Source organism: Pseudoxanthomonas sp. X-1 (genome assembly GCF_020042665.1).
GTDB classification, from domain to species: Bacteria; Pseudomonadota; Gammaproteobacteria; order Xanthomonadales; family Xanthomonadaceae; genus Pseudoxanthomonas_A; species Pseudoxanthomonas_A spadix_A.
This window is the reverse complement of record NZ_CP083376.1, coordinates 3,856,113-3,881,359: the sequence shown is the minus strand read 5'-3', so window position 1 is coordinate 3,881,359 and position 25,247 is coordinate 3,856,113. Positions and strand designations below refer to the sequence as shown.

Genomic DNA, 25,247 nt, shown 5'->3' with positions numbered 1-25,247 from the left:
CCACGCCAGCTCCAACCAAGCGACGCGGCTTCAGCGATAGATCACATAGCGGCTGGCGGCGAAGGTCAGCACGGCCAGCACGCCTTCCACCAGCGGCTTGGCCAACCACGCCAGCTGCAGTCCCAGGCGCTGCTCCACCAGCACGATCAGCCAGGTGCTGAGCACCGTGGCGGGGATCCACACCGCCAGAAAGCGCGCGAACCGCGACCATCCCAGCCGCGCCCCGCCCTCGCGCGAGGCGAAGGTGTAGCGCCCGTTGAGCCAGAACCCCAGCATCGCGCCCGCCACACGCCCGGCCAGGTTGGCCGGCACCGCCGGCAGGCCGAACGCGCTCAGCGCGACGAAGACGCTCCAGTCCAGGATGAGCTGGGCCAGCCCGACCACGACGTAGCTACCGCCTTGACGAAGAAGTGACACGGGCCTGGAGTGTGGAGTGGGGCCGCCATGATAGCCAGGGAGAAACCCCTCGTCCGCTCGCATCACCGGGCGTGGGGCGTGCGCTTCGACCTTTGGTGGTCGCGGAGACGATGGCTGGCCCTGTCGCTTATTGGCTTGTTTCTGGTGCTGCGGGGATCGACCACCACGCGGTTTCGCCGACCGTTTCCCGACGCGTGGCGCCCAGCAGGCGTAGCGCGTGGGAGAGCGCTGGCGCAGGCGGCGCGTCGACGAGCACATGGCGAACATGCTGCTGGCGCAGGAGTTTCGACCAGGCCAGGCCTGTGTCGTCCCGGTTCGCCTCAGCCGCCAGCGTGTGCAGGGAGGGGGCGTACCAGCTGACCGAGCGGCCGTAGATTCCGAACTCTGCGAAGAACGGCGCGCTTTCGCCAACGACCAGCACGTTGCCTTGTTCTTCGCCGGCATCGCGGATCGACACCGCCAGCGCGCGCTGGGGTGCGTAGCGCTTCATCAGCGGCAGATCCCGTCCGGCGGTCTTGATGGTCTGCTTGAGCGCGCCATTGCGCAGCATCCAGTTGGCGTTCGCCTGGAAGCTGATGTTGAGCACGCACAGCGCGATCACCAGGACCAGCGGAGGTCGCCCACGAAGTGTCAGGAAAAGAGCGGCGACGAGCGATACGCAAAGCAGCACCATGCCAGGGTACGCATAGCGAACGTACTGCATGGGGATGAGCGGCAGCAGGAGCAGCAGCGTGGCCACCCAGGCCAGCGAGCGGGTCTCCCTGCGCAGGAGCGCCACAAGCCAGACGCCGCACAGGCCGATCAGCAGGAAGCCTGCCGCGCCGTCGTAACCCTCGAGGTACTCGTGGGTGGAGAAGGTGAGGTTCCAGATCAGGTCGGGGTGGAAGCCGGTCTGCCAGCGCGGATCGCTGAAGTCCTGATGGGCGAAGTAGGGGGACCTGAAAACGCTGTTGAACAGCGGAAGCAGCGGATTTCCGGCCAGCAGCCACCCGTAGGTGTAACTGGAGCCGGCGATCGCGGCACCGACGAGCAAGGCGATCAGGCCGCGAGCCGGCGAAGGCCAGCGATGCCGGGCCAATGCCCAGATCACCATCACCGCCGCCATGGCCAAGGCGACCAGTTTCAGTTCCGCGAGCCCTCCCGCCAGGACGGCCAGGGCGAGCCAGAAGCGCAGGCCCGCGCTACGTGGCTGAGTCACCAGGGCCGCCATCCAGACCAGCGCTGCCGCGGTCAACAACTCGGTCTGCATGCTGGCGGCCAATGCCGCGGTCAGTGGCAAGCTCGCGGCGAGCGCCACCGTCAGCCAGCGCGCCTGCGGTGGCACGCCAAGGTTGCCACCGATCCGCCAGAGGCCACCGCCCAACAACACGATCCAGACCGCGTTGACGGGCCCGCGGGCCTCCTGATGCGCGATCAGCTGCGGAATCGCCTGCAGGATGTCCGCGGCCCAGGGGGCGAGCGCCCAGACCTGATGCTCAGGCGCCGCAGCATAGAAGCCCTGCTGCTGCAGCTGCCACGGCAGGCGCAGGTGGTAGGCCAGGTCATCGAACTGCAGCGTTGGCAGCCAGGCCGGAGTCGTGGCCAGGCCGAGCGCCACGATCCCGAAGGCCGCGCTGCCGGGAGAGGCCGCGACCGCCGCGGTCCATGCCGCGGCGGTTGTGCGTAGCTGGATGCGCAGGTGCTTGCGCCGCCAAACGATCAGGCCGGCACACAGGACGCCATAGCTCCAGCCAGAGTGGAGGGGGAGCGGCAGCAGCCAGCCGATCATCCCGGCTGACATCAGCGCGCCCAGCAGGACCTGCAGCGGCAGTGGCTGTGAGGGACACAGCAACCCACCCAGCGCCGCCAGCGAGAGGAAGAACAGCGCCGTTGCCAGGACAGGGATTGGACCGGCGAACAACAGCAGGGCCAGGCACCAGATCGCCGCCAGCCAGGTGGCCAACGATCCACCGGCCAGGCGCTGCAGCAGTTTGGCCAAGCCCAGCGCGGCCAGGGCGATGGCGACCAGTTCAGCGAAGCGGCCCGAAGGCCATTGCGTCCAGAGGTGATGCAGGCAGAAGCCCAACAACAGCAGCACGGGTCCAAGCCAGACCAGTGCGCTTTCGATCTTCCTGTTCACGTATCGCAGATGTCCTTGTGGGGCGCGCGAGGCGCTCGGCTATGCTAACAGGCTGTTTGAAAGCCCCGTGGCGGGCGTAAGGGACTCCCATGACGCTTCCCCTGCACGTGATCATCCTGGCCGCCGGCGAGGGCAAGCGCATGCGGTCGGTGCGGCCCAAGGTGCTGCAGCCGGTCGCGGGGCGGCCGATGCTGGCGCACGTGATCGACACCGCGCGCGCGCTCCAGCCCGAGGCGATCCACGTGGTCTACGGCCACGGTGGCGAGGCGGTGCGCGAGGCGTTCGCCGACCAGCCCGACCTGCAGTGGGCCGAACAGGCCGTGCGCCTGGGCACCGGCCATGCCGTGCAGCAGGCGATGGAGCAGGTGCCCGACGCGGCCACGGTACTGGTGCTCTACGGCGATGTGCCGCTGATCCGCGCCGAGACGCTGCTGCGCCTGCTGCACGCGCCGGGACGCCTGGCGGTGCTCGTGGCCGAGCCGGACGATCCGAGCGGCTATGGCCGCATCGTGCGCGACGCCAACGGCAAGGTCGGCGCCATCGTCGAGCACAAGGACGCCGACGACGAGCAGCGCCGCATCCGCACCATCAACACCGGCATCGTCACCGCCGAATCGACCGCGCTGCACCGCTGGCTGGCGCAGCTGTCCAACGACAACGCGCAGGGCGAGTACTACCTCACCGACATCTTCGGCATGGCCGCGGCCGAGTTCACTCCGGCCGAGATGGTGCTGGTGTCCGACCCGCTGGAGGCCGAGGGCGCCAACGACCCGTGGCAGCTCGCGCAGCTGGAGCGCACCTGGCAGATGCGCCAGGCCAAGGCCCTGTGCCTGGCCGGCGCGCGGCTGCTCGATCCGGCGCGCGTGGACCAGCGCGGCACCGTGCGCGTGGGCCTGGACGTGCAGATCGACGTGGACGTGGTGCTGGAAGGCGAGGTCGAACTGGGCGATGGCGTGCAGATCGGCCCGTTCGTGCGGCTGAAGAACGTCAAGCTCGGTCCGGGCACCGAGGTGCGTGCGCATTGCGATCTCGAAGGCGTGACCACCGAGGGCGCGGTGCAGATCGGTCCGTTCGCGCGGCTGCGGCCGGGCACGGTGCTGGCCGACGGTGTCCATGTCGGCAACTTCGTGGAGACCAAGAATGCCGTGCTGGGCGTGGGGACCAAGGCCAACCACCTCAGCTACCTGGGCGATACGGTCATCGGCAGCCGCACCAACGTCGGCGCGGGCGTCATCACCTGCAACTACGACGGGGTGAACAAGTTCACCACCACCATCGGCGACAACGTGTTCGTCGGCAGCAACAGCGCGCTGGTGGCGCCGATCTCCATCGGCGATGGCGCCACGCTGGGCGCCGGCTCGGTCATCACCCGCGATGCGCCGGCCGGCGAGCTGACCCTCGCCCGCGCCCGCCAGCAGACGCTCGAAGGCTGGACGCGCCCGGTCAAGCGCAAGTAAGCCGTGGCCAGCTGCGTCCGCGCGGCGCGCGCGCAGGAGCTGGCGCTGCTGCCCGAGATCGAACGCCGCGCCGGTGCGCTGCTGGAGGGGCATGTGGCGCAGGCCGTGTTCGCGGCGCACGCGCTGGATCTGGACGTCCTGCGCGACGGGCTCGCGCGCGGTCAGCTCTGGGTGGCGCTGGACGAGGAGGGCGCCTGCGCCGGTTACCTGCTCGGCGGGCGGCTGGACGAGGGCTTCCACGTGCAGCAGATGGACGTGGACCCGTGCCATGCGCGCCGTGGCCACGGTCGCGCGCTGCTGCGGCACGCGCGCGCTGCTGCGACGGCGGCCGGCTTTCCGTGCATGCTGCTGACCACGCTGCGTGACGTGCCGTGGAATGCGCCCTTCTACGCCAGCGAAGGCTTCGTCGAGCTGCCGCCCGCGCAGTGGGGGCCGCAGCTGCGCGCGACGCTGCGGCAGGAGGCCGCGCTCGGCTTCCCGATGCCTCTACGGGTGGCGATGCGCTGTCCGCTGCCCGCCGGCTGAGCGGCCGAGCCGGCGGCCGTCATCACTCCCCACGCTTCCCACGCGCTGCTCGCCCCGGGCGGCACTGGTCCTGCGCGGGCAAGGCGGGTAAGTTCGCTGGGCGCTCAAGGGGAGGCGTTGCGCGCAACGCGGTGCGAGAGCAGGGGCCATCACGCGGCGCCTGCGTCCGCATCTTCCGCTCTCCTGCCTGGAATCCGCTCCATGACGCGCTTCTTCCTCCTGCCCTGCAGCACCGTGCTGCTGTCCCTGTCCCTGTCCCTGTCCCTGTCCCTGTCCCTGTTCGCGCATGCCGCGCCCGCCGCGGACCTCGAGTACTTCAGCCCCCCCGGCAGCAAGGCGCCCTATGCGGCGGCAGTGCGCGCGGGCGATACGGTGTACGTCTCCGGCCAGCTGGGCGTCGATGGGGAGGGCAAGCTGCCGGAGGATTTCGACGCGCAGGCGCGCAACACCATGGCCAACGTGGCCAAGGCGCTGCAGCGCGCCGGTCGGTCGATGGACGATGTGGCGCGCTGTACGGTCATGATCACCGACATGGCCAACTGGTCTGCGTTCAATGCCATCTATACCGCGGCCTTCAAGCCCGAACGGCTGCCGGCGCGCAGCGCGATGGCGGTAAGCGCGCTGCCGATGAAGGCGCTGCTGGAAGTGGACTGCACGGCGTACGCCGGGGGACGCTGAGGGTCTAGGCAGGAGTCGCCGTTGCGGCCCTTTCGACCCAGGGCGGCGATTGGGCTTTATCGGTAAAGCCTCATCGCCGCCATGGCGGCTCCCACACCGATCCGGCCGCACATCCCGCCGATCAGGTGGTGGGCAGGTGCAGGGTCACGCACAGGCCGCCGCCCTCGCGGTTGTGCAGGGCGATGCGGCCGTCGTGGGCCTCGATGATCTCGCGGGTCAGCGCCAGGCCCAGGCCGGTGCCGTTGCGCTTGGTCGAGTAGAACGGTACCAGCGCGTTCTGCAGCACGGCCTCGTTCATGCCGCTGCCGCGGTCCAGCACTTCCACGCGCACCTGGCCGCCCAGCGGCAGCACGCGCACGGTGACCTGCGCCGGATCGCCGCCGGACTCGTGCGCGTTCTTGACCAGGTTGAGCAGGGCCTGGCCGAACTGCGCCGGGTCGATCCTGCTGTGCGTGTCCTGGGCGTGGCCCTCGATGGTGAAGCCGATCTGCTGCTGCAGCCCGCGCAGGAAGGCCGCCCACTCGACCGGCTGCTTCTGCGGCTGCGGCAGCTTGGCGAAGCGCGCATAGCCGCGGATGAACTCCTCCAGATGCCGCGCGCGCTCCTCGATGGTGGCGAACACGTGTTCGAGCTGGTCGTGGCGTCCCCGCCGCACCAGTTCGCCGCCCGAGTGCGCCAGCGAGGCCACCGGCGCCAGCGAATTGTTGAGCTCGTGGCTGATCACGCGGATGACCTTCTTCCAGGTCTGCACTTCCTGGCGGCGCAGTTCGGTGGTCAGGCGCCAGAGCTGCAGCAGCTCCTGCTGGCGGCCATTGAGCTGGAAGCGGCGCCGCGCCAGGTGATAGATCTGCTCCTCGCCGCCTTCCTCGTCGGCCGGCACGGCGAAGAGGCTGTCGCCGCCGCGCTGCAGGGCCTCGACCAGCTCGGGCTGGGCCTGCTGCAGCAGCGGATCGAACGGCTGGCCTTCCATGCGGCGGCCACCGTAGAGCAGCGTGCGCGCGGCCAGGTTTGCGAACACCACGCGCAGGCCGCCATCGCCGCCGGGCGCCAGCAGCAGCATCGCCACCGGCGAGTGCTGGACCATGCTGTCCAGCAGCAGCTCGCGCTGGGCCAGACCCTGGCGCTGGCTGCGCAGCACCTGGCCCAGTTCCTCGTGCGAGGTCACCAGGCCGGCCAGTTCGTCGTGGCCCTGCCAGTGGATGCCGAAGTTGAACTCCCCGTCGCGATAGCTGTTGACCGAGCCGGACAGCGCGCGGAACAGCGACTGCACCGGCGCCAGCGCCTGGTGCAGCATCCACGCCGCCAGCGGCAGCAGGATCGCGGCGCTGATCATGCCCACCAGCCAGTCGTCGTCGAGCCACCGCCGCAGCGTCAGCGGCAACGCGATGGCCGCCACGCCCAGCGGGATCAGCCACAGCAGCAGGCGGCCGGCGAGCGAGTGCTTCATGTCGGGGTCTTGATGCCGTGGCGCTCCATGCGCCGGTACAGCGCCTGGCGGCTCAGGCCCAGTTCGCTGGCGGCCTGGGCGATGACGCCGCCGGCGCGGGCGATGGCCGCTTCGATCTGCGCCCGGTCCGGCTCGTGGGCCGGCGCGTGGGCGCGCATGGGCGCGGCGGCGGCCGGCAGGTTCAGGTCGGCCGCCTCGATGTGCGCGCCGGGGCTGAGCAGGCTGGCGCGCTGGATCACGTTGCGCAGTTCGCGCACGTTGCCGGGCCAGGGGTGGCGCAGCAGCGCGGCGCGCGCCGATTCGCCGATGGGCTTGTCGGCGAAGTGCGCGGCCAGGGGCAGGATGTCGCCGGGGCGCTCGGCCAGCGGCGGCAGCGCCAGCTCGATCGCGTTGAGGCGGTAGTAGAGATCCTCGCGGAACGTGCCGTCGCGGATCATCGCCGGCAGGTCGGCGTTGGTGGCGCTGATCACGCGCACGCGCACGCTGCGCTCGCGGTTGGAGCCCAGACGCTCGAACGTGCCGGTCTCCAGCACGCGCAGCAGCTTCATCTGCCCGGCCAGCGGCAGGTTGCCGATCTCGTCCAGGAACAGCGTGCCGCCGTCGGCCGCCTCGAACTTGCCCTCGCGCGCCTTGTTGGCGCCGGTGTAGGCGCCGGCGTCGGCGCCGAACAGTTCGGCCTCGATCAACTCGCTCGGCAGCGCACCGCAGTTGAGCGTGACGAAGGCGCCGTGGCGTACCGCCGAGTTGGCCTGCACGATCTGCGCGATCTTCTCCTTGCCGCTGCCGTTGGGCCCGGTGATCAGCACCGGCAGGTCGCTGCGCGCCACCTGGCAGGCCAGCGCCAGCACGCGCTCGCTGGCCGGGTCGTCGAACACCACGCCGCGCAGGTCGTACTTCTGCTCCAGTTGCGTGCGCTGGAGGCGGTCACGCGCGCGGCGGCGGTCCAGTTCGGCGCGCGCCTCGGACAGTTCCAGCAGCGTGTTGACCGTGGCCAGCAGGCGGCGGTCGTCCCAGGGCTTGCCCATGTAATCGGCCGCGCCGGCCTTGACCAGTTCCACCGCCGCTTCCAGGTGCGTCCACGCGGTCAGCAGCACCACCGGCAGATCGGGATGGCGCGCGCGGATCTGCGCGAACAGCGCCTGGCCTTCCTCGCCGCTGGTGGTGTCGGCGGAGAAGTTCATGTCCTGGATCACCAGGTCCACCGCCTCGCGTTCCAGCAATGCAAGGCCCTCATCCGGCGTGGACGCGTGCAGCGTGGCGATGTCGTGCAGCGAGAACAGCACGTTCAGCGCCGTGGCCACGGCCGGGTTGTCGTCGATGATCAGCAGGGTCGGCATGAGGTGGAGCGGGCAGTGAGCTTGGAGGAATGCGCAGCGAGCAAGGGCGGGAGCGAGGGACGGGTGCTTTGACTCTTTCCTCCCGCCTCGCCACTCATTGCTGTCTTAAGGCCTTGACCGTGGCGCCGCCCTGGACCAGCAGCAGGTGGCTGACCTGGTCGGCCGCGTCGAAGGCGAACTCCACGCGCGCGGTCCCGCCGCTCGTATGGAACGTGGTCTCCGAATCGGCGATCAGCGTCGTGGGCGTGCCGCAGTCGGGCTGCAGCTTCAGCACGCCGCCCTCGCGCCATACGCGCAGCGCCAGCCTGTCGGGCGTGAGGTAGCGGCCGGTGTAGCCATCCAGCGTGTCCTGCGAGATCAGCACGCCCTGGTCGGGCGCGGCCTGCGCGGCGACATGCCATGGCAGGGCGCACAGGGCAGCCGCCAGCAGCAGGGAAGCAGGAAGACGCATCGGCGCGGTCCGGTCAGGGGAACGGGGCCAGATCATGGCATGGCTCACTGGCTGCGGTGCCCGTAGCTCAGTACACGGGTGATGGTCCACTGCCCGTCCTGCTGGCGCCAGACAATGACGAAGTCCGCCAGCCCTTCGCATTGCTGCGATCCGGCCTGGCAGAAGCGGTGCTGGCCCTGTTCGATGGCGCCGAAATCCTTGACCGGATAGACCTTCAGGCTGCCCGCCACCAGCTGGCGCGTGTAGTGGCCACAGGCGTATTGCTTGGTGTTGGCCAGCATCGCATCACGGGTCCAGGTCACCCCGCCGGTGTCGTGATAGAACTCCACGGCCGGATCGAAGTACGCCGCGTGGCGCGCCAGCTGCGCCGGATCCTGGCAGCGGTTGAACGCGTCGAACACCTGCGCATCCAGTGCGGCGATGGTGTCCTGCAGGGAGGGCGCCTGCGCGGCGGCCATGCCGGCCGGCAGGCTCGACGCGAGGGCCAGCAACGCGCCCAGGGTGACGCTCTTCATTGTCGGACTCCTGCCAGGGACCAGATCGTATGCAGCTTACCGCGCGGGGTGCATCGCGGCCGGACCTGCGGAATGGACACGCGCTGCGTGGGACATCGGCACATCAGCGGATCGGCGCCGGGGCCAGAGGCGGGGGTGGCGGCAACGGCGGCCGCGGTGGCGGTGGCGGCGCCAGGTCGGCGGTCTCGCCGCCGGAGAGCTGCACCACGCGCGTGCGGCCGTCGCCCCCGCGGACCTGCAGGGCCACGCTGAGGCCCGGGCGAGCGCGCAGGGCGGCGAGCCACTGCCGCACATCGTGCACTGGCGTCTCGCCGACCCGGGTCACCACATCGCCCGGCTGCATGCGCAGGGTGTTGGCCTCCACGACGCGAACACCATCGGCGGCGTCCCGCAGGGCCAGCCTGCGACCATCGCTGTCCCAGGTGAGCGAGCTGTCGTCGACGCGCAGATGACTTTCGTGGTGGCTGGAACGGTCGGTCGGAGCGACGGCGAGCGCCGCGGGCGCGGCGCTGGCCAGCAACAGGGCGAGCAGGACAGGGCGTGGCATGGTCAGGTTCTCCTCGGGATGGGCACGGCTCAGCCGCCCCGTGTGCCGATGGCTGGCGGCACGCGCGTGGCGCGCAGCGCGGGGCCGAGCACGGCGAGCTGACCCAGCGCCCACAGCACGGCGGCGCCGATGGGCAGGTAGAACAGCGGCAGGCGGTCCAGTTCGTACTGGCGCATCAGCAACTGGTTCAGGCCGTAGGCCAGCAGCATGCCCAGCACCACGCCGGCGCCGACGATCAGGAAGTTCTCGGTCTGGAAGTGGCGCAGGATGTCGCGCCGCGTGGCGCCCACGGCCCGGCGGATGCCGATCTGCCGCGTGCGCTGGCCGACCCAGAAGTTCGCCAGTCCGCCGATGCCCAGCGCGGTGACGAACAGCAGCGCCAGCGACGAGGCGAGCAGCAGGCCGAGCATGGTGGTATCGCGCTGGAAGTAGTTGCGGCGGATCTGGCTATACGTCCGCTGCCCGTCCTCCGGGATCAGCCTGACAGGCCCGGCCTTGTCCAGTGCGGCCGCGGCGGCGTGCATGACGCGCTGGCGATCCTGCGGCGCGCTGCGCAGGACGTAAGTGCTGGAGATCTCCGCGCGGTTGCGCGCGGTCAGCATCACCATGTGATCGTCCACGCCGATGCCCAGCACCGGGCTGAGGATGTCGGCGATCATGCCCACGACGGGGACGGGGCCCTCGAAGCCGTAGAGCTGCTTGCCCACCGGGCTTTCCCCGGGCCACAGGCGCTGGGCCAGGGTGCGCGAGACGATCACGGCGGTGATCTTGTCGGCCTCGCGCTCGGCGGCGGTGAAGTCGCGGCCGGCCAGCAGGCGCAGCCCCAGCGCTTCGAGCATGCCGTCCGACCCGCTGTAGAGCGACATCGAGATGCAGCCGGCGATGCCGCGGGTGTCGCGGGCGGCCTTGGCCCGGTCGAAATCGGCCTGGGAAGCGCAGGCGCCGGACATGTCGATGTTGCTCGACAGCGGCAGGCTGCCGCCGTTGATCGCCGCGGCGGCCTTGACGCCGTCCAGGGCCCGCAGCGCCGCCAGGTCGGTGCGCTGCTGCGCGGCGGCATTGGCCGATTCGTCCAGGCCGCGCGCGCTCACCACCGACAGCTCGTCCTCCACCAGGCCCGAAGCGGTGTCGATGCGTTGGATGCGTTCGACCAGCAGGAAGCCGGCGTTGATGACGATGGCGCAGGTCAGCGCGACCTGCAGCGTCAGCAGCGCCGCGGTCAGGCGATGGTGGCGCAGCGCGGAAAGGATGGGCTTGAGCGGCAGGGCCATGTCAGACTGCCTTGATCTGCAGGGCGGGGGAGATGCGGCTGGCGCGCCACGCCGGGATCAGGCCGGCCAGCAGCGTGGCGAGGATGGCCAGCGCGACGGAGGCCATCAGCATGCTGGCGTCCATCTGCGCGATGCGGGCATAGCCGTCGGGGCGACGGCGCACGCTCCACAGGCCGAGCTGGGCCAGGACGGTCCCCAGCACGCCGCCGGCCACGCCGATCAGCGCCGCCTCGCAGCCCAGCTGCAGCAGGATGTCGGATGCACGCGCGCCGAGCGCGCGGCGCACGCCGACCTCGCCGCCGCGGCGCAGGAACTTGGCCAGCAGCAGCGCGACGATGTTGACCAGGCACACCACCAGGAAGCCGATCGCCAGCCACAGCTGCAGCTGCACCTCGGACGGCACCAGCTTCTTGTGGCCCAGCCAGTCCATCAGCGGATACAGCCTCGCGGTGTCGGGATCGCGCTGGAAGCGGCCGCTGGCATGCTCCTGGGCCGCGTAGTCGTGCAGGAAGCGCCGGTAGTCGGCGACCTGCTGCGGCGTGTCCAGTTCCACCCACATCTGCAGCCAGGTCATGCTGGGCGAGCGCAGCTTGTCCTGCATGTCGGTCTCGGCCCAGCTGGACCGGTTGCCCGAGATGTCGAACTGCAACCCCATCGCCGTGGACAGCGGAAGGAAGAAGTCGTCGGCCTCGCCGAAGGAGCGGCCGCCGCCCAGGTCCACATAGAAGCGCGGCTGCGGCGACCAGGGCGCGGCGACGCCCACGATGCGGAAGGCGGTGTCTTTCAGGCGCACGCTGCGGCCCACCACGTCGGTGCTGCCGAACAGCTTCATCGCCAGGTCGCGTCCCAGCACCACGACGCGGGCCTGCTGGGCATCGTCCGCCGCGGTCCAGCCGCCGCCGTGCTCCAGCGGCACGCCGAACAGGTCGAAGAACTGCCAGGTGGTGTAGCGCCCGCCGTGTTCGGTGGGACGCCCGGCCGCATCCAGCGGCCAGACCAGCAGCCCGCCGCCGGCCATGACGGCCTGGCGCGCGGGCTTGCCCTGGCGCAGCAGGGCCATCGCATCGGGCCAGGTCAGGTTGTCGGCCGGGTTGCCCCAGGTGCTCGTCTGGTAGTCCGACGGCAGCGGATCGAGCGTGGGATAGAACAGCACGCCGCTCTTGGACGGAATCGGATCCTGCGTCATGACGTGCAGGACGGTCAGCATGGTCATGCTCGCACCGATGCCCAGGCCGATGGCGCAGACCATCAGCGCGGTCATCACCGGCGTGCGGCGCAGGCTGCGCAGGGCCAGGCGGAGGTAGTAGGCGATCACGTTCGGACTCCTCGTGACATGCGGTGCGCCGGCATCACGCCGAGCGCGTGGCGATGGCCGGCGGCACGGCCGCGGCGCGGCGCGCGGGCCAGAGCACGGCGATCTGTCCCAGCAGCCACAGCAGCACCGCGCCCACCGGCAGGTAGCTCAGCGGCAGGCGCGGCAGCTCGTACTTGCTCATCAGCAGCTGGTTGATGGCGTAGGCCAGCACCATGCCGAGCACGATGCCGAGGGTGGCCAGGATGAAGTTCTCGGTCTGGAAGTAGCGCAGGATCTGTCCCTTGGTCGCGCCCAGGGCGCGGCGCACGCCGATCTGGCGGGTGCGCTGGGCCACCCAGAAGCTGGCCAGGCCGACGATGCCCAGCGCGGTGACCACCAGCAGCGCCGCGCTTACCGCCACCAGCAGCCAGGCCATGGCGCGGTCGTTGCGGTAGTAGCGCGCACGCTTGTCTTCCATCGTGCCGGTGCCGCCTTTGCTGATGATGCGGGTGGGTCCGTGCGAGGCGATGACCTGCTTGGCCTGCTCCAGCACCGCCGCGCGCCGCGCCGGGTCGCCCACGCGCAGGGCATAGGTGCCGCCATCGCTGTAGCTGACGCGCGCGGGGAACAGCATGCTCATGTCGTACTCGGCCGCCGAGGCGCCGCCGTCGCGTGGCCTGGGCAGATGCTCGACGATGCCGACGATCCGGTGCGGCTTGTTGCCGAAGACGTAGATTGACTGGCCGACCGCGCCCTGATCGGGGAACAGGCGCTGGGCCAGCGCCTTGCTGACGATCACCGACGGAATCCAGCCGTCGCCGTCGTCCACGTACTCCGACGCGGCGAAATCGCGGCCTTCCAGCAGCCGCAGGCCGAGGGTCTTGAGCCCGTCTTCGGACACCATGTAATTGGTCGAACTGAGGGTCGAGTCCTCCTGCTCCGGGCGCAGCTTGATGCCGCTCATCCACACCGAGCTTCCGAACGGGATCTGATTGACCACGGTGGCCGAATCCACGCCGGGAATGGCCCTCAGGCCGTCCAGGTCGGCCCGGGTGACGGCCTTGGCCTCCTCGTCCTTGGTGATGCCGTTAGCCTTCACGAACACCAGATGCGTCTCGTCGAACCCACTGGGCCGCTGCATATGGTCGAGCCGATTGCCGATCAGGAACAGCGCGTTGCACACGATGGCGCAGCTCAGCGCGATCTCCAGCACGATCAGGGCGGCGGCGGTCTTGTGGCGCAGCAGCGTGGAGAGGATGGGGCGGATGTCCATGGGAGGCCTGTGCGGGAAGTGAGTGGTGAGAAGTGAGGAGTGAGCGGTAGAAGAGGAATTCGGAGCGTCTGGCCGTTGCCTTGCTCGCGTCTCACTGCTCCGCGCTCACTCCTGCCTCACTGCGTTTTCAGCTGGATGGCAGGGGTGACCTGCATCGCCCGCCAGGCGGGCAGGACGCCGGCGATGAGGCTGCTGACGATCGCCAGGACGAAGGTCGCCAGCAGCATTGGCAGGTCGAGGTGGGCCAGGTCTGCGTAGTCGGTCGGCTGATGGCGTACCGCCCACAGGCCCAGCGTCGCCAGCCCCAGGCCCAGCACGCCGCCGGCCAGGCCGACGGTGCCGGCCTCGATCAGGCACTGCAGGAAGATGTCCCTGCGCGTGGCGCCCAGTGCGCGGCGCACGCCGACCTCGCCGCCGCGGCGCAGGAACTTGGCCAGCAGCAGCCCGACGGTGTTGAGCAGGCACACGCCCAGGAAGCCCAGCGCCAGCCAGGCCTGCAGGCGCACGTCGCTGGGCACGACCTGGTTGAAGTCCAGCCAGGTCATCACATCACTCAGGCGCACGTTGGTGGGCCGCTGGAAGCGGCCAGCCGCGTGCTGGCGGTCGGAGTAGTTGGTCAGATAAGCGCGGTAGTCGGCGACCTTCTGCGGCGTGTCCAGCTGTGCCCAGTACTGCAGCCAGGCGCACGGCTGGTTCGGGCCGGTGGCGCCTTCCGGATCCTTGTCGTCGCCATCGCCCCAGCAGTTCATGTTGCCGGTGCTGCCCCAGTGCAGATCGCGCGAGGTGGAGAACGGCACGTAGATCTCCTCCGGCTCGCCGTTGTAGCGGCCGTTGGTGAGGTCGTAGAAGCGCGGGTTGGGGTTCCAGTCGCCGACCACACCGATCACGCGGAAGGCGGTCTTGCCCAGCTGCAGCGTGCGTCCGGTCGGATCGGCGTTCCCGAACAGCTTCTGCGCCAGCGCGCTGGACAGCAGCACCACCCGCGCCCGCGCCGCATCGTCCTCGCCCGTCCACGCCCGGCCCTGCACGACGGGCACGTCGAACATCGGGAAGAAGTCGGCCGAGGTGAAGCGCGCCTCCAGCACGAACGGCGTCAGCCCGGGCGTATCCGGCTCGATCGCCACGTTGCCCGCGCTCATCACCGCCTGACGGTCGGCGCGCTTGTCGCGCAGCAGCGTCTCGGCGTCGAAGCGGGTCATCTGATCCAGCGGATCGCCACCGGGCTTGTAGCCGGCCATCGGCCGCGGGTCCATCTGCACGTAGAACAGCTTGTCGCTCTTGGCGGGAATCGGGTTGCCCGACAGGATGTGAAACACCGTCAGCGTGGTCATCGACGCCCCGATGCCCAGCGCCACGGCCAGCACCATCAGCGCGGTCAGGACCTTGTTGCGCCTGAAGCTGCGCAGGGCCAGGTTGAAGTAGTAGGCGAACATGGGCTCTCCGGAGGGTCAGGCGCTGCGGGTGGCGACAACGGGCGGAATGGAGGCGGCGCGCAGGGCCGGTCCGAGGACGGCCAGCTGGCCCAGCAGGCAGACCGCCACCACGCCGGCCAGGACGGTCTTCACGTCGAGGCGGTCCAGTTCGTAGTGCTGCATCAGCCACTGGTTGAGCACGAAGGCCAGCAGCGCGCCGATCGCCACGCCGCCGCCCACGATCAGGAAGTTCTCCAGCTGGAAGTAGCGCAGGATGTCGTTGCGGGTGGCGCCCAGCGCGCGACGGATGCCGATCTGCTTGGTGCGCTGCTGCACCCAGAAGCTGGCCAGGCCGCCCACGCCCAGCGCGGTGACCGTCAGCAGGATGCCCATGATCGTCAGCAGCATGCGGTTGGTGGCCGTATCGTTGCGGAACTGCTCCTCGCGCAGGCTGGTCATGGGCACCACGCGCTGCTGCACATGCCCGGGATTGGCCTGCTGCATGGCGCGGGCCGCCAGCGGCAGCACCTGCGCCAGCTGGCCGGGCTGGCTGCGGATCATGTAGCCGCCGCCCAGGCCCTCGCCGGCCACGCGGAACTCGGTCAGCACCGCGTCGGCGTCCTCGGCGCGCCCGGTGATCGCCGCGCGCACCGGCGCCATCACGCCGACCACGCGCAGATTGATCGGCGTGTCGAAGATGTTCGCGTGCAGGATCTGGCCGATTGCCGCCTGGCCCGGGAACAGCTTCCTGGCCAAGGGCGCGGTCAGCAGGGCCGGCATCTGCCGGCTGGCCGAAGGCGTGGAGGCAGGATCACCGGCCAGTTCGGCCACGCCGGGCAGTTCGGCGTCCTCGATGTCCCGGCCTTCGACGATGCGCACTCCCAGCGTGCGGTTGAGTCCCTGGCTGCCGGCGAATACATACGCCTGCGCCAGCGGCTGCTGCGCATCGGCGCTGTCGAACAGGCCGATGCGGTCCACGCGCCAGAGCGGCGGCCCGCCGTAGGCCGCCGACAGCACGCCTGGCACCGACTGCAGCGTGGCCAGGTTGCTGCCGGCGGTGCCGGGGTTGTCCGCGCCGATCACGCCGATGCTCTGGATCAGGGCGATGTCGGACTCGGGGACGCCGGTCGGCGTGCGCGCGCGCTGCAGATTGCCCGAAACGATGAACACCAGGTTGCACAGCACCGCCAGGGTCAGGGCGATTTCCAGCGCCAGCAGCAGGGCGGCGGCGCGGTGGCTGCGCAGCGCGCTGAGGATGGGGCGGACGGTCTCGAAGGGGCTCATAGCGATTTCACCTGCAGGGCGGGGGCGATGCGTGAGGCCCGCCAGGCCGGCCACACGCCGGCCAGCACGGCCGCGCCGACGGCCACCATCAGCGCCACGAGCAGCATCTGCGGATCCAGATGCACCGAAGCGGCGTAGCTCATGGGCTGCTGCCGCACCAGCCACAGGCCAAGCCAGGCCAGGGGCAGGCCGGCCGCGCCGCCCAGCGCGCCGATCAGCGCCGACTCGGTCATGCACTGGGCGAACACCGCGCGGCGGCTGGCGCCGAGCGCCCGGCGCACGCCCACCTCGCCGGCCTTGCGCATGAACTTGGAGACCAGCAGTCCCACCGCGTTGACCAGGCACACCAGCAGCACGCCGAAGGCGATCCAGGTCTGCATGCGCACCGTCGCCGGCACCACGCGCTTGTAATCCAGCCAGTCCACCAGGCCGCGCAGGCGCACGTTGGGGGCGCGTTCGAAACGCCCCAGCTGGCGCTGCTGGGCGCTGTAGTTCTCCAGCGCCCGGCGATAGGCCGACGCCTGCGCCGCGTCGTCCAGCTGCACCCAGAACTGCGCCCAGGTGCAGTTCGGCGCCTTGGGATCGTGCAGCCCGGTGCTGCCCTGGCCCCAGCAGGCCATCGGCCCGTAGCCGTAGTCCTGGGGCAGCTCCAGCCAGGTGAAGAACGGCATGTACAGCTGCGCGGCCTTGCCGAAGGTGCTGGAGTTGAGATCGTAGAAGCGCGGCTGCGGGTTCCAGTTCTCGATCACGCCGACCACGCGGAAGTTGCGCGTGGCGATCACCAGCGTGCGCCCGACGCTGTCGGCGCCGCCGAACAGCGCATCGTTGAGCGAGCGGGTGATCACCACCACTTGCGCGCGCTTCTCGTCGTCGGCCTGCGACCAGCCCGATCCGTAGACGAAGGGAATGTCGAACATGGCGAACAGGTCGGCCGTGGCCGCGCGCGTGTCGCGCATCGTCAGCGGGCTGCCGGCCGCGTCCAGCCGCGTCGGCAGCCAGTTGGCGCTGGTCAGCACGCGCCGGCTGGCGCCCGGCAGCGCGTACAGGTTGAGCGCGTCCTGCCAGGCCAGATCGTCCGGCGGCTCCGGGTCGGCGCCGGCCAGGCGCGCCGGGCGCGGATCGACCTGCGGGTGGTAGAGCACGTCACTGCGCGAGGGCAGCGGGTCGCCGGAGAGGTTGTGCAGCACCGTCAGCATCGTCATCGATGCACCGATGCCCAGCGCGATGGCCAGCACCATCAGCGCGGTCAGGACCTTGGTGCGCCTGAAGCTGCGCAGGGCCAGGGTGAAGTAGTAGGCGAACATGGGCGTTCCGGACAGGTCAGGCGCTGCGGGTGGCGATGGCCGGCGGCACGGCCGCCGCCCGGCGCGCGGGCCACAGCACGGCCAGCTGGCCCAGTGCCCACAGCAGCAGCGCGCCGACGGGCAGGTACCACAGCGGCAGTCGCGGCAGCTCGTAATGGCGCATCAGCAACTGGTTGAGCGCATAGGCCAGGCCCATGCCCAGCACGATGCCCAGGGTGACCAGCAGGAAGTTCTCGGTCTGGAAGTAACGCAGGATCTGGCCCTTGGTCGCGCCCAGCGCGCGGCGCACGCCGATCTGGCGCGTGCGCTGGGCCACCCAGAAGCTGGCCAGGCCGATGATGCCCAGCGCGGTGACCAGCAACAGCAGCGCGCACAGCGCCAGCAGCAGGCCCATCATGTCGCGGTCCTTGCTCATGTAGTCGCTGCGCCATTCCTCGTAGGTCTTGCTGTCCATGATCAGGCGGTTGCTGGCCACGCGCTCGAGCGCGGCGACCGCCTGACGCAGGATCGGCGCACGCTGGGCCGGGTCGCGGACCCGCAGCACGTACAGACCGCCGTTTTCGTAGGGCGTGCGCACCGGAATCAGCATCGAGTAGCCGGTGTCGCCATTGACCGTGTTGGGCCGGCGCAATCGCTCGACTACGCCGACGATCAGCATCGGCACGTTGGCCATGTAGACCTTGTGGCCGACCGCGCTCTCGCCCGGGAACAGCTTGTTGGCCGCCTCGCGCGACACGATCAGCGGCATCGTGCGCAGCGGCACGCCGTTGTTGCCGTCCACCTGCTTCATCAGCTCGGACCAGTCCATGTATTCGTCCGCCGCGAAGTCGCGTCCCGCCGCCAGGCGCAGGCCCAGGGTCTTCAGCGTGCCCTCGGCGCCGGTGTAGAAGGCCGCGCTGAGGGTGGGAATCTTCTGATCCGGTTGCGTGGCAAGCGAGGAGTTGTTGGAGCCGCGGCGGAACGGCAGCTGATTGACCAGCGCCACGCTGGCCACGCCGGGGATCGCGCGCAGCGCGCCCAGGTCCTGCTGGGTCAGTGCATCGACGTCGGTCTGTGGGCCCACGCCACTGAGCGAGACCGTGACCAGCTGCTGCTCGTCGACCCCGCTGGTCTCGCGCAGCGCCTCCCAGCGCTGGCCGACGATGAACAGCGCGTTGCAGATGATCGCGCAGGTCAGCGCGATCTCCACCACGATCAGCGCGGCGGCGGTCTTGTGGCGGCGCAGGGTGGACAGGATGGGGCGGATTTCCATGGGAGTCCTGGAGCTAGGAACGAGCGGGGAGGAACGGGGAACGAGCGGGAGGAAGCGACAGGCGCGTGCGGGGCCGCGAAGCGTCCGGCGGAGGAACGGCTGGCGGTGCTCGCCTTGGTGTCTCTTTTCTCTCCACGCTGTCCTCGCCTACTGTGTTTTCAACTGCACGGCAGGCGTGATCTGCATCGCGCGCCAGGCCGGCAGCGCGCCGGCCAGCAGGCTGGACAGCAGCGCCAGCACGAAGGTCAGCAGCAGCATCGATCCGTCCAGGTGCGCCAGCTCGGCGTACTGCGTGGGCCGATGGCGGACCACCCACAGGCCCAGTTCCGCCAGGCCCAGGCCGATCACGCCGCCGACCAGCCCGATGCTGCCGGCCTCGACCAGGCACTGTTTGAAGACTTCCGTGCGGCTGGCGCCCAGCGCGCGGCGCACGCCGATCTCGCCGCTGCGACGCAGGAACTTGGCCAGCAGCAGGCCGACGGTGTTGACCAGGCAGACCAGCAGGAACGCCAGCGCCAGCCACAGCTGCAGGCGCACATCGCCCGGCACCGCCTGCTGGTAATCCAGCCAGTCCATGACATCGCGCAGCCGCGTGTTGGGCGGGCGCTGGTAGCGGCCGGCGTCCTTCTGCTGCTGCGAGTACTGGTCCAGATAGGTCTTGAAGTCGGCCGCCTGCGAGGCGCGCTCCAGCTCCACCCAGTACTGCACGAAGGCGCACGGCGCCTCGCGTGCGGTGGCGTCGGCGGTGACGTTGTCGCCGTAGCAGTTCATGTTGCCGCTGCGCGACTGGTGCAGACCCATGGCGGTCTGGAACGGCTCGAAGACCTGCTCATGGGTGCCGTAGGTCGCCACGGCGAGGTCGTAGAACAGCGGCTGCGGATCCCAGGTGTCGATCACGCCGACGATCTGGAAGTCGTGTCCGTCCAGGCGCAGCGTCTTGCCGGTGCTGTCGGCGCCGCCGAACAGCTTGTCGTTCAACGTTCGCGCGATCACCACCACACGGGCCTGGCCGCTATCGTCCTGCGCGGACCAGCCGCGGCCGTAGACGAAGGGCACCTCGAACATCGCGAAGAAGTCGGCCGAGGTATAGCGCGCGCTGAGGACGAAGGGCTTGATCGCCGTCCCTTGCGGTTGGACGGTGATGCTGCCGCCGGTCATCATGGCCTGGCGCTTGGCGCGCTTCTGCGCCAGCAGCGTCTCGGCGTCGTAACGGCTCATGTCGGTCTGCGGCTCGTCCCCGGGCGTGTAGCCGTCGATCGGAAACGGGTCCAGCTGCGCGTAGAACAGCCGGTCGCTCTTGCCCGGGATCGGGTCGCCCGACAGCACGTGGAACACCGTCAGCGTGGTCATCGATACGCCGATGCCCAAGGCGATGGCCAGCACCATCAGCGCGGTCAGCACCTTGTTGCGCCTGAAGCTGCGCAGGGCCAGATTGAAGTAGTAGGCGAACATGGGGGCTCCGGATGGTCAGGCGCTGCGGGTGGCGATGGCGGGCGGTACGGCCGCGGCGCGACGGGCGGGCCACAGCACGGCCACCTGGCCGAGCAGCCACAGCACCATCGCGCCGGCGGGCAGGTAGGCCAGCGGCAGGCGCGGCAGCTCGTAGCGGCTCATCAGCAGTTGATTGAGCGCATAGGCCAGCAGCATCCCCAGGGCGATGCCCATGCCGACCAGCAGGAAGTTCTCCACCTGGAAGTAGCGCAGGATCTGCGCCCGCGTGGCGCCCAGCGCGCGGCGCACGCCGATCTGGCGCGTGCGCTGGGCCACCCAGAAGCTGGCCAGGCCGATGATGCCCAGCGCGGTGACCAGCAGCAGCGCGGCGCAGACCACGCCCAGCAGGCCGATCATGTCGCGGTCGGCGCTGAAGTAATCCGCGCGCACGTCCTGGTAGGTCTCGTTGTTCAGCACCAGGCGGCTGCTGTCGATCCTGTCCAGCGTCGCCAGGGCGGCCTTCATCACCTCGTCGCGCCGCGAGGGGTCGCTGACGCGGATGATGTAGCGGCCCATGCTGTTGTAGTTGTCGCGGATCGGCAGCAGCATCGAGTAGGTGCGGTTGCCGCCATTCAAGGTCGGGCGGGTGAGGGTCTCGACCACGCCGACGATGTGCAGCGGCGTCTGCGACATGTACACCGTCTTGCCGACGGCCGGCGCATTCGGGAACAGCTTCTTGGCCGTCGCGCTGCTGACGATGATGGACGCGGCCACCTTGCTGAAATCGATGTCCGGCTTGTTCAGCTCACTGCCCAGCAGGTATTCGTCAGCGTTGAAGTCACGCCCCGCGACGAGTTTCAGTCCGAAGGTCTTGATCGCGTCGCGGCCGACGCGGTAGGCGGCCGCGTTGAGCGTGTTGTCCACCTGCTCGGGGCTGAGGCTGAGCCCGCTGTTCGACGAGCCATTGCGGAAAGGCAGCTGGTTGCTGGTGGTGACGGCGACGACGCCGGGGATGGCGCGCAGGGCCGCCAGGTCTTCCTCGGTGCGCGCGTCGGCGTTGTCGTCCTTGCCGACCCCGCTCAGGCGGATATGCAGCAGCTGGTCCTCGGCGATCCCGCTGGGCAGGTTCAGGTTGTCGACGCGCTGGGCAATCAGGAACAGCGCATTGCACACGATGGCGCAGCTCACCGCGATCTCGAGCACGATCAGCGCGGCGGCGGTCTTGTGCCGGCGCAGGGCCGAGAAGATGGGGCGGATTTCCATGGGATCCTCTTGCCGCGAGGCGTGAGTGGGTGGGGCGCGTGGGGCGATGCGTGGCGGTGGAGTGTCACTCCTGTCTCATTGCGTCTTGAGCTGCACCGCGGGTGTGATCTGCATCGCGCGCCAGGCCGGCAGCAGGCCCGCGAGCAGGCTGGCGAGCAGGGCCAGGACGAAGGTCAGCAGCAGCATCGTGCCGTCCAGCTGCGCCAGCGCCGCGTACTGGGTCGGGCGATGGCGCACCGCCCACAGGCCCAGCTCGGCCACGCCGAGGCCAAGCACCGCGCCCGCCAGGCCGATGGTTCCGGCTTCCACCAGGCATTGCTTGAAGACCTCGGCGCGACTGGCGCCCAGCGCGCGACGCACGCCGATCTCGCCGCTGCGGCGCAGGAACTTGGCCAGCAGCAGGCCGACGGTGTTGAGCAGGCAGACCATCAGGAAGCCGAACGCGAGCCACAGCTGCAGCCGCACATCGCCCGGCACCACGTGGTTGTAATCCAGCCACTGCATCACGTCGCGCAGGCGCGTGTTCGGCTCGCGCTCGAAGCGGCCGGCCGCCTTCTGCTCGCGCGAGTAGTTGTCCAGGTAGGCCTTGAAGTCGCCGGCCTGCGCGGAGTTCTCCAGTTCCACCCAGTACTGCGTCCAGACGCAGGGCGCGTTGAGGTCGCGCGGATCGTTGGTGGGGTTCTTGCCGAAGCAGTTGGTGGTGCCGTTGCCCCAGAGCTTCAGCTCGATGGCGGTGGAGTACGGCGCGAACAGCTGCTCATCGCTGCCGTAACTGCCGACGTTGAGGTCGTAGAAGTGCGGCTGCGGCGCCCAGTCGTCGGTGACCCCGACGATGCGGAAGTCGTGGTCGCCCAGGCGGATCGTCCTGCCGGTGCTGTCGGCGCCGCCGAACAGCTTGTCGTTGAGCTTTTTGGAGAGCACGGCCACACGCGCGCGGCCCTGATCGTCCGCCGCGCTCCAGCCGTGGCCGTACAGGAACGGCACCTCGAACATCGGGAAGAAATCCGCCGAGTTCCAGCGCGTGTCGATCACGAACGGCTTGAGGCTGCTGCCCGCCGCCTGCACCACCGTGCCGCCGCCGGTCATCAGCGCCTGGCGCTTGGCCTTGCCCTGCCGCAGCAGTTCCTCGGCATCGAAGCGCGTCAGCTGCTCTTCCGGTTCTTCGCCGGGCTTGTAGTTCGCCACCGGCTCCGGATCGAGCTGGACGATGAACAGCCGGTCGCTCTTGGCGGGGATCGGGTCGCCCGACAGCACGTGGAACACCGTCAGCGTCGTCATGGTGGCGCCGATCCCCATCGCGATGGCCAGCACCATCAGCGCGGTCAGCACCTTGTTGCGTCTGAAGCTGCGCAGGGCCAGGTTGAAGTAGTAGGCGAGCATGGCGATCCTCGGGCGTCAGGCAGCGCGGGTGGCGACGACGGGCGGAATCGAGGCGGCGCGCAGTGCGGGCCCCAGCACGGCCAGCTGGCCGACGATCCACAGCAGCAAGGCGCCGACGGGCAGGTAGGCCAGCGGCAGGCGCGCCAGTTCGAAGTACTTCATCAGCAGCAGGTTGCCGCCGTAGGCCAGCAACATGCCCAGCGCGATGCCGGCGCTGGCCAGCAGGAAGTTCTCGGTCTGGAAGTAGCGCAGGATGTCCGTGCGCGTGGCGCCCAGCGCGCGGCGGATGCCGATCTGCTTGGTGCGCTGGGCCACCCAGAAGCTGGCCAGCCCGACGATGCCTAGCGCGGTCACCAGCAGCATCGCGGCGATCACGGCCACCAGCAGCCCGGCCATGGCGCGGTCGGTCTGGAAGTACTTCTCCCGCAGCGAGGAGACCGGCGCGCTCTCGGCCTGATCGACCACCGCCTCGGGCACCGCGCGCGCCAGCGCATCGCGCGCGGCCAAGGCGACGCGCGGCAGGTCGCGCGGATCGGCGCGCACCACATAGCGACCCAGCAGCGCATCGCGCGTGACCGGCACCGCGACCGACCACTCGGCCCCCGCCAGGCCCTCCTCGCTACGGCCCGGATCGGTCACCGCCAGGTGCGGCAGGACGCCCTTGACGCGGAAGTGCGAGTCGCTCATCCAGAACTCGCGTCCCAACGCCGCCTGGCCAGGCCAGAGATGATCGGCCAGCGCTTGCGTGATCCAGACCTGACCATCGGCGGGCAGGAAATCTTCCTGGCCGATGGTCCGGAAATCGTCGGGCGCGAACCTGTCGCCCTGCGATGGCACCAGACCGAGCGCGGCGATCGCGCCGGCGTCGAACTTGTAGAAGTGCAGCACACCGCCGAAGTGATTGCCTTCCCGGTCGAGGTTGATCCCCGCATAGCCTGCGCGCTGCCCGAATGGCACGGTGTTGGCGACCCCGACGGCGCTGACGCCCGGGATGGCCGCCAGGGCCGCCACGGCTCTGCCGTTGACGTCGGCGGCGCCGCAGCCGTCGCATCCGGAGAACGCCACCGTGGCCAGCGCGCCCTCGGGAATCCCGCTGTTCAGCCGCATCAGATCCAGCCGCGCGGAGACCAGGAAGATCGCGTTGCACAGCACCGCACAGGCCAGCGCGATCTCCATGGCGATCAGCACCGAAGCGACGCGGTGGCGGGAGAGGGCGGAAAGGATGGGCTTGATGTCCAAGGGCGACTCCTCAAAGCGCCTTCAACTGCATGGCCGGTGCGATTCGGCTGGCGCGCAGGGCGGGCAGCAGGCCGGCCAGGATGCTGGCGAACACGGCCAGGGCGAAGGTCAGCAGGAACATCGGCACGTCCAGATGGACCAGGTCGGCATAGGCCACCGGCTGGCCTCGGATCAGGCCGACGCCGATCAGCGTCAGCAGCAGTCCGCCGATCCCGCCGGCCAGCCCGATGACCGCGGCTTCTGCCAGGCACTGGGCGAAGATCGCGCCCTTGGAAGCGCCCAGCGCACGCCGCACGCCGATCTCGCCGCCACGCCGCAGGAACTTGGCCAGCAGCAGTCCCACCGTGTTGAACAGGCAGATGGTCAGGAAGGCCAGGGCGAACCAGGTCTGCAGGCGCGCGTCGCGCGGCACCACGCGGTTCTCGTCCAGCCAGTCCATCAGCGACAGCACGCGCGCGAGCTGCGGCTGGCGCACGCGTCCCAGCGCCTGCTGCTGGCTGGCGTAGTCGGCCACGAAGCGACGGTAGGACGCCACCTTGGCCGGCGTGTCCAGCTCGACCCACAGCTGCAGCCAGACGCAGGGCGTGTTCTGCAGGTGGCCGGGGACCTCGGGCATGCCCCAGCAGGTGAACTGGTTGAAGTGGCCGTCGTTGAGTTCGAGCCCGGTCTCGAACGGCAGGAAGACATCCTGCGTGCGTCCGTAGAAGTCGGCCGTATCGCCCTGGGAGAACTTGCCGCCGGCCACCCGGTAGAACAGGGGCGAGGGCCGCCAGGGCGCCAGCACGCCGACGATGCGCACCTCGCCGTCGCGCACGCGCAGCATCTGGCCGACGCTGTCGCGGCCACCGAACAGCTTGACGTTGAGGTCGTGGGAGATCACCGCCACGCGGGCGCGCCTGGCGTCATCCTCTGCGCTCCAGCCACTGCCATGGGCGAAGGGGACCGCGAACATGGGGAAGAAGTCGGCGTGCGTGGCCAGCATCTGGGTCATCAGCGGCGGCTGGCCGGCCTGCGGCGCCTGCAGCTTGACTTGGCTTTCCACCACCAGCGCCTGGCGATCGGCGCGCTTGGCCCGCCACAGGTCCATCGCCGAGGTGTAGTCCAGCATGTCGTAAGGACTGCGCTTGGGCTTCTCGCTGGGCGAGGCATCCACCTGGGGATAGAAGATCTGGCCGCTGCGCCCGGGCAGCGGATCGCCCGAGAGCAGGCGCATGACCGTCAGCGTGGTCATCGCCGCGCCGATCCCCACGGCGATGGACAGCACCATCAACCCGGTCAGCACCGGGTTGCGGCGCAGGCTGCGCAGCGCCAGGGCCAGGTAGTAGCCGAACATCGCCGCGGGCCCTGGGGC

22 protein-coding genes are annotated in these 25,247 nt (G+C 69.8%); 3 read left to right on the top strand and 19 right to left on the bottom strand.

The window, feature by feature from the left end:
- Positions 1–30: 30 nt before the first annotated feature.
- Together LAJ50_RS17460 and LAJ50_RS17455 are read right to left on the bottom strand one after the other, a co-directional pair.
- Entirely contained in the window at positions 31–417 is a 387-nt protein-coding gene (locus LAJ50_RS17460; protein ID WP_138653590.1) for a GtrA family protein, read from the bottom strand.
- 127 nt (positions 418–544) lie between these two features.
- Entirely contained in the window at positions 545–2,536 is a 1,992-nt protein-coding gene (locus tag LAJ50_RS17455; RefSeq protein WP_138653592.1) for a hypothetical protein, read from the bottom strand.
- An 89-nt stretch (positions 2,537–2,625) separates the two neighbouring features.
- On the opposite strand from LAJ50_RS17455, the gene glmU reads away from it, so the two are divergent.
- The 3 genes from glmU to LAJ50_RS17440 all read left to right on the top strand — a co-directional run bounded on the left by glmU (position 2,626) and on the right by LAJ50_RS17440 (position 5,196).
- Positions 2,626–3,993 carry a bifunctional UDP-N-acetylglucosamine diphosphorylase/glucosamine-1-phosphate N-acetyltransferase GlmU gene (glmU, locus tag LAJ50_RS17450; protein WP_138653594.1) on the top strand — a complete coding sequence of 456 codons (1,368 nt, stop codon included), beginning with the start codon at positions 2,626–2,628 and terminating at the stop codon, positions 3,991–3,993.
- Positions 3,994–3,996: 3 nt separating this feature from the next.
- On the top strand, positions 3,997–4,518 hold the full coding sequence (locus tag LAJ50_RS17445; RefSeq protein WP_130550297.1) for a GNAT family N-acetyltransferase: 522 nt from the start codon (positions 3,997–3,999) through the stop codon (positions 4,516–4,518).
- A 201-nt stretch (positions 4,519–4,719) separates the two neighbouring features.
- Entirely contained in the window at positions 4,720–5,196 is a 477-nt protein-coding gene (locus LAJ50_RS17440) for a RidA family protein (RefSeq protein ID WP_138653596.1), read from the top strand.
- A 121-nt stretch (positions 5,197–5,317) separates the two neighbouring features.
- On the opposite strand, the gene LAJ50_RS17435 is transcribed toward LAJ50_RS17440, so the two are convergent.
- The 17 genes from LAJ50_RS17435 to LAJ50_RS17355 form a co-directional block, all read right to left on the bottom strand.
- The gene (locus LAJ50_RS17435; protein WP_130550295.1) at positions 5,318–6,643 is read right to left on the bottom strand and encodes an ATP-binding protein; all 1,326 of its coding nucleotides are present in this window, start codon (positions 6,641–6,643) and stop codon (positions 5,318–5,320) included.
- Positions 6,640–7,980: a sigma-54 dependent transcriptional regulator gene (locus LAJ50_RS17430; protein ID WP_138653598.1), complete on the bottom strand. Its 1,341-nt coding sequence runs from the start codon at positions 7,978–7,980 to the stop codon at positions 6,640–6,642. The genes LAJ50_RS17435 and LAJ50_RS17430 overlap by 4 nt, the downstream gene beginning before the upstream one ends.
- Positions 7,981–8,074: 94 nt before the next feature.
- Positions 8,075–8,431 carry a hypothetical protein gene (locus LAJ50_RS17425; protein WP_138653600.1) on the bottom strand — a complete coding sequence of 119 codons (357 nt, stop codon included), beginning with the start codon at positions 8,429–8,431 and terminating at the stop codon, positions 8,075–8,077.
- Between the two features lie 44 nt (positions 8,432–8,475).
- Positions 8,476–8,946, bottom strand: coding sequence for a nuclear transport factor 2 family protein (locus tag LAJ50_RS17420; protein WP_138653602.1), 471 nt, complete (start codon positions 8,944–8,946; stop codon positions 8,476–8,478).
- A gap of 103 nt (positions 8,947–9,049) precedes the next feature.
- The gene (locus LAJ50_RS17415) at positions 9,050–9,493 is read right to left on the bottom strand and encodes a hypothetical protein (protein WP_130550291.1); all 444 of its coding nucleotides are present in this window, start codon (positions 9,491–9,493) and stop codon (positions 9,050–9,052) included.
- A 29-nt stretch (positions 9,494–9,522) separates the two neighbouring features.
- A complete protein-coding gene (locus LAJ50_RS17410; RefSeq protein WP_138653604.1) occupies positions 9,523–10,764 on the bottom strand; it encodes an FtsX-like permease family protein in 1,242 nt (413 codons plus the stop codon).
- 1 nt (position 10,765) lies between these two features.
- Complete coding sequence (locus LAJ50_RS17405) at positions 10,766–12,079, bottom strand: ABC transporter permease (RefSeq protein WP_138653606.1); 1,314 nt, start codon at positions 12,077–12,079, stop codon at positions 10,766–10,768.
- 34 nt (positions 12,080–12,113) lie between these two features.
- The gene (locus LAJ50_RS17400) at positions 12,114–13,331 is read right to left on the bottom strand and encodes an FtsX-like permease family protein (protein WP_138653608.1); all 1,218 of its coding nucleotides are present in this window, start codon (positions 13,329–13,331) and stop codon (positions 12,114–12,116) included.
- Positions 13,332–13,447: 116 nt separating this feature from the next.
- Positions 13,448–14,764, bottom strand: a complete 1,317-nt coding sequence (locus LAJ50_RS17395; protein ID WP_138653610.1) for an ABC transporter permease — start codon at positions 14,762–14,764, stop codon at positions 13,448–13,450.
- Positions 14,765–14,779: 15 nt separating this feature from the next.
- Positions 14,780–16,027: an FtsX-like permease family protein gene (locus LAJ50_RS17390; protein WP_138653612.1), complete on the bottom strand. Its 1,248-nt coding sequence runs from the start codon at positions 16,025–16,027 to the stop codon at positions 14,780–14,782.
- Positions 16,024–17,331, bottom strand: coding sequence for an ABC transporter permease (locus tag LAJ50_RS17385; protein ID WP_138653614.1), 1,308 nt, complete (start codon positions 17,329–17,331; stop codon positions 16,024–16,026). Before LAJ50_RS17385 ends, LAJ50_RS17390 begins: the two co-directional genes overlap by 4 nt.
- A 16-nt stretch (positions 17,332–17,347) precedes the next feature.
- Positions 17,348–18,583, bottom strand: coding sequence for an FtsX-like permease family protein (locus LAJ50_RS17380; protein ID WP_138653616.1), 1,236 nt, complete (start codon positions 18,581–18,583; stop codon positions 17,348–17,350).
- A gap of 147 nt (positions 18,584–18,730) precedes the next feature.
- Positions 18,731–20,035 (bottom strand): ABC transporter permease, encoded by a 1,305-nt coding sequence (locus tag LAJ50_RS17375; protein ID WP_138653618.1) that lies wholly within the window; start codon positions 20,033–20,035, stop codon positions 18,731–18,733.
- Positions 20,036–20,050: 15 nt separating this feature from the next.
- Positions 20,051–21,277 carry an ABC transporter permease gene (locus LAJ50_RS17370; protein ID WP_130550282.1) on the bottom strand — a complete coding sequence of 409 codons (1,227 nt, stop codon included), beginning with the start codon at positions 21,275–21,277 and terminating at the stop codon, positions 20,051–20,053.
- Between the two features lie 75 nt (positions 21,278–21,352).
- A complete protein-coding gene (locus LAJ50_RS17365; RefSeq protein ID WP_138653620.1) occupies positions 21,353–22,657 on the bottom strand; it encodes an ABC transporter permease in 1,305 nt (434 codons plus the stop codon).
- A gap of 15 nt (positions 22,658–22,672) precedes the next feature.
- Positions 22,673–23,896: an FtsX-like permease family protein gene (locus tag LAJ50_RS17360; protein WP_138653622.1), complete on the bottom strand. Its 1,224-nt coding sequence runs from the start codon at positions 23,894–23,896 to the stop codon at positions 22,673–22,675.
- A 10-nt stretch (positions 23,897–23,906) separates the two neighbouring features.
- Entirely contained in the window at positions 23,907–25,229 is a 1,323-nt protein-coding gene (locus LAJ50_RS17355; protein WP_138653624.1) for an ABC transporter permease, read from the bottom strand.
- Positions 25,230–25,247 lie beyond the last annotated feature (18 nt).